Here is a 13502-nt window from a genome sequence, read left to right as displayed (position 1 = left end):
CTTTAGCATGCAACGCGATGTAATGAATTATGACGTACTGATCGTCGGTGCCGGCCCGTCCGGCCTGTCTGCGGCGATCCGCATCAAGCAACTGGCCTTGGAGCAGGAGCGCGAGATCAATGTATGCGTGCTGGAAAAAGGCGCCGAAGTCGGTGCGCATATCCTGTCTGGCGCCGTCATCGACCCAATCGCGCTCAACGAACTGATCCCGGACTGGAAGGAAAAAGGCGCCCCGCTCAATACCCCGGTGACTGATGACCAGTTCCTGGTACTCGGCAAGGAAAAAAGCTTCAATATCCCAACCAAGCTTATGCCGCCGCTCATGAACAACCACGGCAACTACATAGTCAGCCTGGGCGACGTCTGCCGCTGGCTGGGCGAGCAGGCAGAAGCGCTAGGGGTGGAAATCTATCCCGGCTTCAGCGCTGCCGAGGTGATCTACGATGAAGCTGGCGTGGTGCAAGGCGTGATCACGGGCGACATGGGCCGCGACAAGGAGGGCAACGAAAAATCGGGATTTGCCCTGGGCATGGAACTGCGCGCGCACTATACCCTGTTTGCCGAGGGCGCCCGCGGCTCCCTCACCAAGGACTTGACTGAGCACTTCCAGCTGCGCGCGCTGGCCGAGCCGCAAAAATACGGCATTGGTTTCAAGGAAATCTGGCAGATTGCGCCTGAGCAGTCCAAGCCGGGCCTGGTGCAGCATTCGCAGGGCTGGCCGCTGGACAACAGCACCGGCGGCGGCTCGTTTATCTACCACCTTAAGGAAAACATCCTTGTCATCGGCTTTGTCGTGCACCTCAACTACAGCAATCCGCACCTGAGCCCGTTCGACGAATTCCAGCGTTTCAAGACCCATCCGGCCATCCGCCCGCTGCTGGAAAACGGCAAGCGCCTGAGCTATGGCGCCCGCGCGCTGACCGAAGGCGGCCTGCAATCCATCCCGAGGCTGGTGTTCCCGGGCGGCCTGCTGATCGGCTGCACCGCCGGCTTCATGAATGTGCCGCGCATCAAGGGGTCGCACAACGCCATGAAATCCGGCATGCTCGCAGCAGAAACCGTGGTGGAAGCCCTAGCCAAGGAAACCTTTGGCGCCACGCTGGAAGCTTATCCGCAGAAAATTCGCGATTCGTGGATATGGAAGGACCTGTATGCCGTGCGCAACATCAAGCCCGCCCTCTCCCGCTTCGGCAACCTGCTGGGCAGCATTTATGGCGGCACGGAAATGTGGCTAACCTCTTTCGGCATCAACGTGCCCTGGACCCTGAAGCATGGCAAGGCCGACCACGAGACTTTGAAGAAGGTCAGCGAATCGAGAAAGATAGACTACCCCAAGCCAGATGGCGTTGTGAGCTTCGACAAGCTGTCGTCGGTCTACCTCACTAACGTTTATCACGAGGAAGACCAGCCCTGCCACCTCGTGCTGCGCGACCAGAGCATCCCGGTCGACATCAACCTGCCCCAATACGACGCACCGGAACAACGCTATTGCCCGGCCGGGGTATACGAAATCGTCACCACCGAAGGCAACCCGCGCCTGCAGATCAACGCTTCCAACTGCATCCACTGCAAGACCTGCGATATTAAGGATCCCTTGCAGAACATTAATTGGCGCACGCCAGAAGGTAGCGGCGGGCCAAACTATGTAGGTATGTAAATGAAAACTTCCACCAAAACCAAGGGCGAGCGTAGCAAAGCCAAGTCGCCATGGTTTTTCCTCCCGTCTGGCTGCGCCGAGTAGCACAGCTTTTAATGGAAAGAGGACTGGCGTCTGTCTGAGCGTCAGCGAGTTCAGCCAGTCCCCATTAAAAGCGAGCAACGCAGGTTGCCCGGAGCGCAGCGTAGGGACGCAGACAATCGGGTCGCCTTTTCTTTCGTCTATTTTCTTTTGGCGAGACAAAAGAAATGGACTCGCCCGGCGGGGCGAAACCCGTCCTCTCGCAATTCACAGTATGGATGACTATTACAATCTTTGATTTGTGAATGTAAGCCATATCTGCGGCATGACTTGATGGTCTTGACTACTTGCCGTTAGAGATTGGATCGTTGCCTTTCGCTTGCCAGCGAGTATCTTTCTTTTGCGTCGCCAAAAGAAAGATACCAAAGAAAAGGCGACCCTGGAGTCTGCGCCGGGAGCTGTGCTCCCGGTTCCCTGCGTTGCTCAATCTGTCTGGGAGCTTGCTGAACTCGCTACGCTCAAACAGACGCAAGCTCCCAGACAGATTTGTGCTACTCGGCGCAGCCAGACGGGGAATCTAAGGTCAAAAAGGTCAAACCCGTACTTGGCATCGCTGCGCTCGCCCTAATAAAAAAGCACACTCGAAAGTGTGCTTTTTGGCCTGACTAGAACGACAGCGCACTTTAGAGCGGCTAACAGAGCTCAACGAAGCGCTCCTGGCTAGGCGCTTTGCTGCAGGCAGTACAAGTAAACGCCAGGAGAGTTTTGTTAGCCGCTCTTAGTACAATACCCGCGTCCTGATCGTCCCCTCAACCGTCTGCAACGCCTCAATCGCCGCATCGGAAGCAGAAGCCTCCACATCCATGATCATGTAGCCGATGTCGCCTCTGGTCAGCATGCTTTGCGCGGAGATATTGATGTTATTGCGCGCGAACAGGCTGTTCACTGCAGACAATACACCCGGCACATTGCGGTGGATATGCAGCAGGCGGTGGGTGCCAGGCTGCTGTGGAATCGCGACTTCTGGGAAGTTGACAGCAGTAATCGTAGAACCGGCATCGGAGTAACGCACAAATTTCTCGCCCACTTCAATCCCGATATTGGCTTGCGCCTCCTGCGTCGACCCCCCGATATGCGGCGTGAGGATGACGTTCTCGAACGCGCGCAGTGGGGAAATGAACTCCTCATCGTTCCCCTTGGGCTCGACAGGGAATACATCAATCGCCGCACCGCTCAGATGTTTTGAGCCAAGCGCATCGGCTAATGCATCGATATCCACGCACGTGCCTCGCGCCGCATTGATGAAAATGGCGCCCTTCTTCATTTTGGCAAAGTCTTCGGCGCGCATCATGTTCTTGGTGGATGGCAACTCCGGCACATGCAGGGACACCACGTCAGCCTCTGCCAGCAGCTCGTCCATACTGGCTACCTGGCGGGCATTGCCCAAAGGCAGCTTGGCAATCACGTCGAAGTAGATCACCTTCATGCCCAGGCTTTCCGCCAGCACTGACAACTGGGAGCCAATCGAGCCATAACCCACAATTCCCAGGGTCTTGCCGCGCGCCTCATATGACCCCTCGGCCGACTTTGTCCAGCCCCCCTTATGCACCAGCGCATTTTTTTCGGGGATGCCGCGCAACAGCAGGATAGTCTGCGCCAGCACCAGCTCGGCAACAGAACGGGTATTGGAATAAGGCGCATTGAACACGGGAATGCCGCGCTCCAGCGCACCGTCAAGGTCAACCTGGTTGGTACCGATGCAGAAGCAGCCAATCGCCGTCAGTTTGTTGGCTGCGTCCAGCACGCGGCTGGTGATCTGGGTACGCGAGCGTATGCCAATGAAATGCACATCCTTGATCGCTTCAACCAGGACATCTTCATCCAATGCGGTCTTGCGGTAGTCGATATTGCGATAGCCAGCAGCATTCAGTACATCAACAGCGTTTTGGTGCACGCCTTCAAGCAGCAAAAAGCGAATCTTGTCCTTTGGCAGGGAAAGTTGTTGGGTCATTACAGCTCCGGAAAAGGCCAAAAATCAGTGATCGTAGCATACCGGCAAACTTATTAAACCCCTATTAAATCAGGGGTACGCACATAATAAAGCTTGAACACAGGTGACACGAGCAGACTGAGATCAGGAATCAATATCAATTGTAAAAACTGCTAGAATAACCGATTCGGTCGCTTGACCGTTGACTATTTCGCACTGGACATCCGGTGCTATTTTTACAGGTAAATGTTTGATGAATGCACCCGCCAGCCTCCCCTCAGCCCTCTTGGAACAATTGCAGTCCATTGTGGGTGAACAACGCGTCAAGACCGATGAGGACAGCCTCAAGACCTGGGGCGTAGACTGGACCAAGCATTTCGAGCCCAGGCCGTCTGTGATTGTCTTCCCGGCCAGCACCGAGGAAGTGCAGGCTGTCGTTAAGCTGGCCAACGAGCACAGCATTCCGGTGACACCAAGCGGCGGCCGCACCGGACTTTCTGCCGGGGCGGTCGCCGCCAATGGCGAGATCGTCATCAGCCTGGACCGCATGAACAAGGTCTTGTCTTTCCTGCATGCCGATCGTTTGGTGCGCATCCAGGCCGGCGTGGTAACCGAGCAATTGCAGCAATATGCCGAGCAGCAGGGCCTCTACTATCCGGTGGATTTTGCCGCTGCGGGCTCCAGCCAGATGGGCGGCAATATCGGCACCAATGCCGGCGGCATCAAGGTCATCCACTACGGCATGACGCGCGAATGGGTGCTGGGCCTCACTGTCGTCACCGGCAAGGGCGACATCCTTCACCTCAACAAGGGCATGGTCAAGAATGCCACCGGCTACGCCCTGCACCAGTTATTCATCGGCTCGGAAGGCACCCTGGGCATCGTCACCGAAGCGGAAATCAAGCTCACGCGGCAACCGCAGGACCTCAAGGTATTGGTGCTGAGCGTGCCCGACTTTGCCGCGGTCATGCCTATCCTTCACGCGTTCCAGCAGCGCATCGACCTCACCGCATTCGAGTTCTTCAACCAGGTGGCGCTGGAGAAAGTATTGGCGCATGGTCACGCAACACGCCCGTTCGAGACCGAATCTCCGCTCTACGTACTGCTGGAGTTCGAGGGCCGCTTCGAAGCGGTCGTTGATGATGCCATGAACATCTTCGAGCACTGTATGGAGCAAGGCTGGATACTGGATGGCGTCATGAGCCAGTCTCAGGCGCAAGCCGAAGCGCTATGGCACTTGCGTGAAGGCATTTCCGAGACGATTGCCCCATTCACGCCATACAAGAACGACATTTCGGTATTGATTACCCATGTGCCAGCCTTCATTGCCGATATTGATGCGATCGTCGCCGCAAACTACCCGGACTTCGAAATCTGCTGGTTTGGCCATATCGGCGATGGCAACCTGCACCTCAATATCCTCAAGCCTGCCGACCTGACCAAGGATGAATTCTTCGAGAAATGCAAGGTGGTCAACCAGTCCGTCTTTGAAACCGTGCAGAAATACAATGGCTCCATCTCGGCGGAACACGGCGTCGGTATGACCAAAAAGGATTACCTTGGCTACACCCGCGATGCGGTGGAAATCGGCTATATGCGCGAACTCAAGAAGGTATTCGACCCGAATGGGATCATGAATCCAGGCAAGATCTTCGACCTGTAGCACAATCAGCCCCAGCATGGGCTGCATCTGGCATGTAGCGCCGGGTTGCGGCCCAAAACACCAATGCCAGCAGGCTGACCGTCGCGCCCAGGATGCACACGCCTTGCCAGCCCGCATGGACATAGGTCGCGGTCGTGCCGATCGCCCCCAGCCCGCTGCCGACTGCATAGAACAGCATATAAAGGCCGACCAATCGGCTATGCGCTTCCGGACGGGTGCGCAGAATCATGCTTTGGTTGGTGACATGCAGCGCCTGGCCGCCGAGGTCCAGCAGCACAATACCGATGACCAACGCCCACAACGACCATTCCATCAACGACAGCGGCCACCAAGCCAACAGCAGCAGCACCAACGCGGCGGCACTGGTGCGCTGACCAAATCCACGGTCTGCCCATTGCCCGGCACGAGCAGCAGCAAGGGCCCCCGCTACGCCAACCAGCGCGAAAGCACCGATCACGATATGCGAGAAACCGTAAGGCGGCATGCTCAACGGCAGTACTATTGCAGCCCAGAAGATGTTGAAAGCAGCGAACATCAGCAGCGCGAGCATGCCGCGGATTTGCAGCACCCGCTCCTCCCGCAGCAAAACCAGCATTGAGGCAATCAGGCGCGGGTAACTCATGGCATCTGGATTGACCGTAAACCTCGGCAACATCCGCCACAACGGCAGCGCGATTGCCAACATCAACGCCGCAGAACAGAAATACACACCACGCCAGCCGAGCAGGTCGCTAACGCCGCCAGCGAATACGCGGGCCAGCAACAAGCCGATAAATACGCCGCTTTGCGCCGCGCCGACCACGCGCCCTTGCTCATGCGGCGCAGAGGCAGAAGCCGCATAGGCAATCAGTCCCTGCGTCATCGCCGTGCCCAGCAGACCGACGCCAAGCACTCCAACCAGCAGCATCACGGTGGATTGCGCCAGTCCCACTATCCCGAGCATAACGGCCAGTACCATTAGCTGCGTCAGCATCAGGCGGCGGCGGTCCAGGCGGTCACCCAGCGGCACCAGCAGCAGCAAAGCCAGTGCGCATCCCACTTGAGTAGCCATGATAACACCGCCAATAGCCGCATGGCCGATGCCAAAATCCAGGGATAGCGCATCCAGCAGCGGCTGGGCGTAATAGACATTGGCCACGCTCAACCCGCTGGCAGCAGCGAACAGCAGCACCAGGCCGGGAGGCATGTTCGCTTGCGGCTCAACCGCATTGCCATGGTACAACGATGCAGATGCAAAACAGGGAGTTCTCATTATTATCAATCCAGTTTTAAAATAAAACCAATTGAATCATAGGCAATCTAGTTTTAAAATGCAACCAATAACTGCCGAACCTGACCAGAAGGGAACACCATGCCCCGCCGCAACCCAATGCACGATGAAACCTGTCCCGTAGCGCGCTCCGTCGATGTAGTTGGCGATCGATGGTCGCTGCTTATCGTGCGCGATGCTTTCGATGGTATGCACCGTTTCGGCGATTTCCAGCGCAGCCTGGGTGTGGCCCGCAACATCCTGTCCGACCGTTTGCGCCGGTTGGTTGATGCCGGCATCCTGGAAACCCAACCAGCCTCAGATGGCACTGCTTATCAGGAATACGTGCTGACAGCCAAGGGAGAAAGTCTGTTTCCCGTTGTGGTAGCTTTGCGGCAATGGGGGGAACGCCATTTGTTTGCACGCGATGAACATCACTCGTTACTGATTGAGAAGAAAACGAAGAAGCCTGTATCTTTTATGGCCCCACAGGCCAACAATGGCAATCCCCTGACTCCCGGTGAAACAGTGGTCAAGAAGCTGTAACACCAGCCCCATGCCTCATGAAAATGATGCCGCAGACAATTTCAAACCATTGCTGAATTTTTCTGTCTTATTTTTACACGGGCAGGTATAGCAACCCTAACGGGTGATTTTCACGACCAAACGCTTGGATATTCTCAATTGTTGCCCTGAAAACCGTTATTTATGGCTATAAATAGCCCTACTCTGCATAGTAGTTTTTATTGTGAGCCCGTGTACAATTCGGTATATAGTTCGTACTATAAGCAAAGCAAGCATAATAACAACGTAGTCTGTAGTTAGTATGGATTCGAGGAGAAAGTAATGCATGACCAACAGGCACGCATTAAATCGCATATCGAATCTCATCGACATATGGCCGGTGCGTTAATGCCTTTGTTGCATGCGATTCAGGACGATTTAGGCTATATCCCGGAAGAGTGCTACAACCTAGTTGCCAAGGCGCTCAACCTTTCTATCGCAGAAGTGCACGGCGTGGTGACATTTTATCACCACTTCCGTACCAAGCCGCCAGGGCGCCATGTCCTGCAGGTATGCCGTGCGGAATCCTGCCAGGCCATGGGTTGCACCGCGCTGGAAACCCATGTGAAGTCCGCCCTGGGTATCGACTACCACGAAACCACCAGCGACGGCACCATTACCTTGGAGCCGGTCTACTGCCTTGGCAACTGTGCCTGTTCCCCCGCCATCATGTTGGATGACCAGGTCTACGGACGCGTCAGCCCGCAGCAAGTCGAGCACCTGCTGGCCAGTGCCAGGGAGGTGTCATGAACACTGTATACATCCCTCGCGACTCAAGCGCGCTCTCGCTGGGCGCCAACCAGGTTGCCGCAGCCATCGCCAAGAAAGCGGCAGCGCGCCACTTGCCGATCCAGATTGCGCGCAATGGCTCTCGCGGCATGTTCTGGCTGGAGCCACTGGTCGAGGTTGCCACCCCGCATGGACGTATGGCCTATGGCCCCGTCACACCTGAGCAGGTGAGCTCCCTGTTTGACGCTGGTTTTCTTGATGGTGGGGATCATGCCCTCTGTCTTGGGTTGACAGACGAACTGCCTTGGATGAAACACCAGGAGCGCCTGACGTTCGCCCGCGTTGGCATCACCGACCCGGTTTCATTGCAGGACTATATTGCCCACGACGGCTACAAGGGGCTGCGCAATGCCATCGCCATGGCGCCGCAGGATATCGTGCAGCAAGTCACCGACTCCGGGTTGCGCGGACGCGGCGGCGCGGCCTTCCCGACCGGCATCAAGTGGAAGACCGTGCTCGAGGCGACTGCAGAACAAAAATATATTGTCTGCAATGCAGATGAAGGCGACTCCGGCACTTTCTCTGACCGCATGATCATGGAAGGCGATCCCTTTGTCCTGATCGAGGGCATGACGATTGCCGGTATCGCAGTTGGCGCCACGCAGGGATATATCTATGTGCGTTCGGAATATCCGCACTCCATTGCCGCACTCAACCTCGCCATCAAGAGCGCTTATGAAGCAGGCTACCTTGGCCGGGGAATACTGGGCAGCCAACTTGATTTTTACCTGGAAGTCAGGCGTGCCGCGGGCGCCTATGTCTGCGGTGAAGAAACCGCCCTGCTGGAAAGCCTCGAAGGCAAGCGTGGCCTGGTCAGGTTCAAGCCGCCACTGCCGGCAATCTCAGGGCTGTTCGGCAAGCCGACCGTCATCAACAACGTTATCTCGCTCGCCACCGTACCCATCATCCTGGACAAGGGCAGTGCCTATTACCGCGATTACGGCATGGGCCGCTCGCGCGGCACCCTGCCTATTCAATTGGCTGGCAATATCAAGCACGGTGGCCTGGTAGAAAAAGCGTTCGGCATTACCCTGCGCGAACTGTTATACGACTATGGCGGCGGCTCAGCCACAGGCAGGCCGATCAAGGCAGTGCAGGTGGGCGGTCCGCTCGGCGCTTATTTGCCCGAGTCGCAATTCGACACGCCACTTGATTACGAGGAATTCAGCAAACTGTGGGCAGTGCTTGGCCACGGCGGCATCGTCGCCTTTGACGACACCGTGGACATGGCGCATATGGCGCGTTATGCCTTCGAGTTCTGCGCCATCGAATCGTGCGGCAAATGCACGCCCTGCCGCATAGGTTCCACGCGCGGCGTGGAAGTCATGGACAAGATTATCGCAGGCACAGAGCATGCGCAAAGTGTCGCGCTGGTGCGCGACCTCAGCGACACCATGCTCAACGGGTCGCTCTGTGCGCTGGGCGGCATGACGCCCTACCCGGTGTTGAGCGCGCTCAACCATTTTCCCGAGGATTTCGGTTTACTCAAGAAAGAACAGGCAGCATGAATTAGCAGCAATTGAAAACCGGCAGGACACCTGCATAGCGCTCATATAAAAATGCAGGGTCCTGCCTCAAGGAAGCAAGAGGAGAAAGTGATGGACAAGCAAGCAGACTACGGCACCCCAGCGAGCCGCGTAACTGATAGGCAAGTCACGCTGGAAATTGACGGTAAAAGCATCACCGTTGCCGCAGGCACATCGATCATGCATGCCGCTGTCGAGGCCGGTATCAGCATCCCCAAACTGTGCGCCACCGACAGCCTGGAGCCTTTCGGTTCCTGCCGCCTCTGCCTGGTGGAGGTTGAAGGCAGGCGCGGTTATCCCGCCTCTTGCACCACGCCGGTCGATGAGGGGCTCAAGGTGCATACGCAAACCCCCAAGCTGGCCGATATACGCCGCGGCGTGATGGAGCTTTATATCTCCGACCACCCGCTGGACTGCCTCACCTGCTCAGCCAATGGCGATTGCGAACTACAGGACATGGCGGGCGCCGTAGGCCTGCGCGAGGTACGCTACGGCTATGACGGCAGCAACCACCTGGATGCAGAAAAAGATGTCTCCAACCCCTATTTCCAGTTCGATGCCTCCAAGTGCATCGTCTGCTCACGCTGCGTGCGTGCCTGCGAGGAAACCCAGGGCACGTTTGCGCTCACCATTTCCGGGCGCGGCTTTGATTCAAAGGTAGCTGCCGGCAACTTCGACAACTTCCTTGAGTCGGAATGCGTGTCATGCGGTGCCTGCGTTGCCGCCTGCCCTACCGCAACCCTCATGGAAAAAACCGTCATAGATCATGGCCAGCCCGAGCACAGCGTCATCACCACCTGCGCCTATTGCGGTGTGGGCTGCTCGTTCCGCGCCGAAATGAAGGGCGAACAGGTGGTGCGCATGGTGCCGGACAAGAATGGCGGCGCCAACCACGGCCACTCCTGCGTCAAGGGGCGTTTTGCCTGGGGCTATGCCACCCACAGGGACCGCATCACCACCCCCATGATCCGCAAGAGCATCAAGGACCCCTGGCAGGAAGTCTCCTGGGAGGAGGCCATCAGCTACGCCGCCAGCGAGCTCAAGCGCATCCAGGCCAAGCACGGCCGCAACTCCATCGGCGCCATCACTTCATCGCGCTGCACCAACGAGGAAACGTATCTGGTACAGAAACTGGTACGCGCTGCTTTCGGCAACAACAATGTGGATACCTGCGCCCGCGTCTGCCACTCGCCCACCGGCTACGGCCTCAAGCAGACCCTGGGCGAATCCGCGGGCACCCAGACCTTTGACTCGGTGATGAAGTCGGACGTTATCATGGTCATAGGCGCCAATCCCACTGACGGCCACCCGGTATTCGGCTCGCAGATGAAGCGCCGTCTGCGTGAAGGCGCCAAGCTGATTATCGCCGACCCCAGGGAAATCGACCTGGTATCCGGCCCGCACGTCCAGGCCGATTACCACCTCAAGCTGCGCCCAGGCACCAACGTGGCGCTGATTACCGCCATGGCGCACGTAGTCGTTACGGAAGGCCTGGTGGACGAGGAGTTTGTCCGCAGCCGCTGCGAGTGGGATTCCTTTGAATACTGGAGCGAATTTGTCGCTCAGCCCGAGCATTCACCGGAAGCAATGCAAGCAGCCACCGGCGTGCCTGCGGCCGATGTGCGTGCGGCAGCCCGCCTGTTTGCCACCGACGGCAATGCCGCCATCTACTACGGCCTGGGCGTCACCGAGCACAGCCAGGGCTCCACCATGGTCATGGGCATCGCCAACCTCGCCATGGCCACCGGCAACATAGGCCGCGAAGGCGTGGGCGTAAACCCACTGCGCGGACAGAACAACGTTCAAGGCTCATGCGACATGGGTTCCTTCCCGCATGAATTCCCCGGCTACCGACACGTATCGGACGATGCCACCCGCGCCTTGTTCGAAGCTGCCTGGGGCAGGCCGTTGGACAACGAGCCGGGACTGCGCATCCCCAATATGCTGGACTTTGCGATCGACGGCAGCTTCAAGGCGCTGTACTGCGAAGGCGAGGATATTGCACAATCCGACCCCAACACGCAGCATGTCACCCATGCGCTGTCGTCCATGGAGTGCGTGATCGTGCAGGACTTGTTCCTCAACGAAACCGCGATGTATGCGCATGTATTCTTGCCCGGATGCTCCTTCCTGGAGAAAAGCGGCACCTTCACCAATGCCGAGCGCCGCATTTCGCCGGTAAGGCGCGTGATGACCCCCAAGAACGGCTACGAGGACTGGCAGGTGACCGCCATGCTGTCCGAGGCGCTGGGCTACCCCATGCCTTACCGGCATGCCTCCGAGATCATGGACGAGATCGCCCGCCTCACACCGACCTTCCATGGCGTCAGCTTCAAGCGCCTGGAAGAACTGGGCAGCATACAGTGGCCATGCAACGAACAGCATCCCACCGGCACCCCGATCATGCATGTGGACGAGTTCGTGCGCGGCAAGGGCCGATTCATGGTCACCGAATACGTGCCCACCTCGGAAAAAGTCAACGCCAAGTACCCGCTCATCCTCACCACCGGGCGTATACTGTCGCAATACAACGTTGGCGCGCAGACACGGCGAACTGATAACGTGGCATGGCATCCGGAAGACCAGGTGGAAATCCATCCGCACGATGCCGAGGACCGGGGTATACAGGACGGAGACTGGGTAGGCATCACCAGCCGCGCAGGCAATACGGTGCAGCGTGCCAGGATATCGGAACGCGTGCAGCCTGGCGTAATCTACACCACCTTCCACCATCCGGAGTCCGGCGCCAACGTGATTACCACCGACAACTCGGACTGGGCAACCAACTGCCCTGAATTCAAGGTGACTGCGGTTGAGGTCACCCGGGTAACGCAGCTTTCCGAATGGCAGCGCAACTACCAGGAATTCAGCGACGAGCAGATTGCCCTGGCCCAACAGCGGGATGAAGCCCGCGTGGAATAGCGATGAAGCAGACGGAATTCTTGATAGAAAGCGAGGCCACTGACAGTGCGATCACCGCCCTCAAGTATGAGGACGGGCAATTGCGCGAGGTTGAGGACAGGGTAGCAGAGGAAGTCCCGGTTGCCATGATCTACAACGGCATTTCACATGCCGTCATGCTGGCAACCCCCGACGACCTGGCCGACTTCGCATTGGGATTCTCACTGTGCGAAGGCATACTCTCCAGCGCCAGGGATCTGTATGACATGGAAATCGTGCACAGGGTCAACGGCATAGAGCTGCAGATGGAGATCGCCTCCGAAAATTTCCTGCACTTGAAGGAACGCCGACGCAGCATGGCCGGCCGTACCGGTTGCGGCCTCTGCGGCTCGGAAAGCCTGGACCAGGCCATCCGCATTCCCAACCGCATACAGGCGCATGATATCCACTTCGACGCCGAGGCCATCTACCTGGCCCAGCGCAACATGCAGACATTGCAGGCATTACAAGGCCGCACTGGCGCTACACATGCCTGCGCCTGGGTCAACCCGGAAGGCGAAGTACTCATGGTACGTGAAGATGTCGGGCGCCATAATGCACTGGACAAGCTGATAGGCGCGCGTGCGCGGCAACAGCAGCAAACAGCAGGGTTTGTGCTGACATCCAGCCGGGCCAGCTATGAAATGGTGCAAAAAGCCGCCAGCGCCGATATTCCCATGCTGGTCGCAATCTCTGCCCCCACCGGGCTGGCGATCCGCATGGCGCAAGGCTGCGGTGTTACCTTGGTGGGCTTTGCACGCAAACAGCAACATGTGGTTTACAGTTGTCCAGAACGCCTATTGCACAAGGAATTGGCATGAACATAGAACACCTGGTGAAGATGGCCAACCAGATCGGCGACTTCTTCCGCTCCTATCCTGACCATGAGCAGGCCAAGAAAGATATCGCCAGCCACCTCACACGTTTCTGGGCACCGCAAATGCGCCAGCAGATTCTCGACTACGTTGCCGAAACGCCTGATACCGGACTACATCCGCTGGTATTGAGCGCAATCAGGGAGTATGTGAAAGTAAAGTCGGCAAAGAGTGAAGCTTAAGGGCGGCTAACAAAACTCTCCTGGCGTTTTTGCTCTGCCTTGTCGT

At 57.5% G+C, this 13502-nt stretch carries 10 protein-coding genes; 8 read left to right on the top strand and 2 right to left on the bottom strand.

Annotated features, from left to right (window positions below):
- The first annotated feature begins 7 nt into the window (after window positions 1-7).
- Window positions 8-1657 carry an electron transfer flavoprotein-ubiquinone oxidoreductase gene (locus LG198_RS12455; RefSeq protein WP_230343506.1) on the top strand — a complete coding sequence of 550 codons (1650 nt, stop codon included), beginning with the start codon at window positions 8-10 and terminating at the stop codon, window positions 1655-1657.
- A 799-nt stretch (window positions 1658-2456) separates the two neighbouring features.
- On the opposite strand, the gene serA is transcribed toward LG198_RS12455, so the two are convergent.
- Entirely contained in the window at window positions 2457-3689 is a 1233-nt protein-coding gene (gene serA, locus LG198_RS12450; protein WP_230343505.1) for a phosphoglycerate dehydrogenase, read from the bottom strand.
- 232 nt (window positions 3690-3921) lie between these two features.
- Here serA and LG198_RS12445 point away from each other — a divergent pair, with 232 nt between their 5' ends.
- On the top strand, window positions 3922-5331 hold the full coding sequence (locus LG198_RS12445) for an FAD-binding oxidoreductase (RefSeq protein WP_230343504.1): 1410 nt from the start codon (window positions 3922-3924) through the stop codon (window positions 5329-5331).
- On the opposite strand, the gene LG198_RS12440 is transcribed toward LG198_RS12445, so the two are convergent.
- Window positions 5300-6583, bottom strand: a complete 1284-nt coding sequence (locus tag LG198_RS12440) for an MFS transporter (protein ID WP_230343503.1) — start codon at window positions 6581-6583, stop codon at window positions 5300-5302. The genes LG198_RS12445 and LG198_RS12440 overlap by 32 nt on opposite strands.
- A gap of 99 nt (window positions 6584-6682) precedes the next feature.
- Here LG198_RS12440 and LG198_RS12435 point away from each other — a divergent pair, with 99 nt between their 5' ends.
- From LG198_RS12435 to LG198_RS12410, 6 genes are all read left to right on the top strand, one after another.
- Window positions 6683-7126, top strand: coding sequence for a winged helix-turn-helix transcriptional regulator (locus LG198_RS12435; protein ID WP_230343502.1), 444 nt, complete (start codon window positions 6683-6685; stop codon window positions 7124-7126).
- Window positions 7127-7426: 300 nt separating this feature from the next.
- Complete coding sequence (locus tag LG198_RS12430) at window positions 7427-7894, top strand: formate dehydrogenase subunit gamma (protein WP_230343501.1); 468 nt, start codon at window positions 7427-7429, stop codon at window positions 7892-7894.
- Window positions 7891-9441 (top strand): formate dehydrogenase beta subunit, encoded by a 1551-nt coding sequence (locus tag LG198_RS12425; protein WP_230343500.1) that lies wholly within the window; start codon window positions 7891-7893, stop codon window positions 9439-9441. Before LG198_RS12430 ends, LG198_RS12425 begins: the two co-directional genes overlap by 4 nt.
- A 90-nt stretch (window positions 9442-9531) precedes the next feature.
- Complete coding sequence (gene fdhF, locus LG198_RS12420) at window positions 9532-12381, top strand: formate dehydrogenase subunit alpha (RefSeq protein WP_230343499.1); 2850 nt, start codon at window positions 9532-9534, stop codon at window positions 12379-12381.
- Between the two features lie 2 nt (window positions 12382-12383).
- Window positions 12384-13220, top strand: a complete 837-nt coding sequence (gene fdhD, locus LG198_RS12415) for a formate dehydrogenase accessory sulfurtransferase FdhD (RefSeq protein WP_230343498.1) — start codon at window positions 12384-12386, stop codon at window positions 13218-13220.
- On the top strand, window positions 13217-13456 hold the full coding sequence (locus tag LG198_RS12410; protein ID WP_230343497.1) for a formate dehydrogenase subunit delta: 240 nt from the start codon (window positions 13217-13219) through the stop codon (window positions 13454-13456). Before fdhD ends, LG198_RS12410 begins: the two co-directional genes overlap by 4 nt.
- The last annotated feature ends 46 nt before the right edge of the window (window positions 13457-13502 follow it).

The organism is Methylobacillus arboreus, from assembly GCF_020532725.1.
Classification (GTDB): Bacteria; Pseudomonadota; Gammaproteobacteria; order Burkholderiales; family Methylophilaceae; genus Methylobacillus; species Methylobacillus arboreus.
This window is presented reverse-complemented; position numbering and strand designations above follow the sequence as displayed.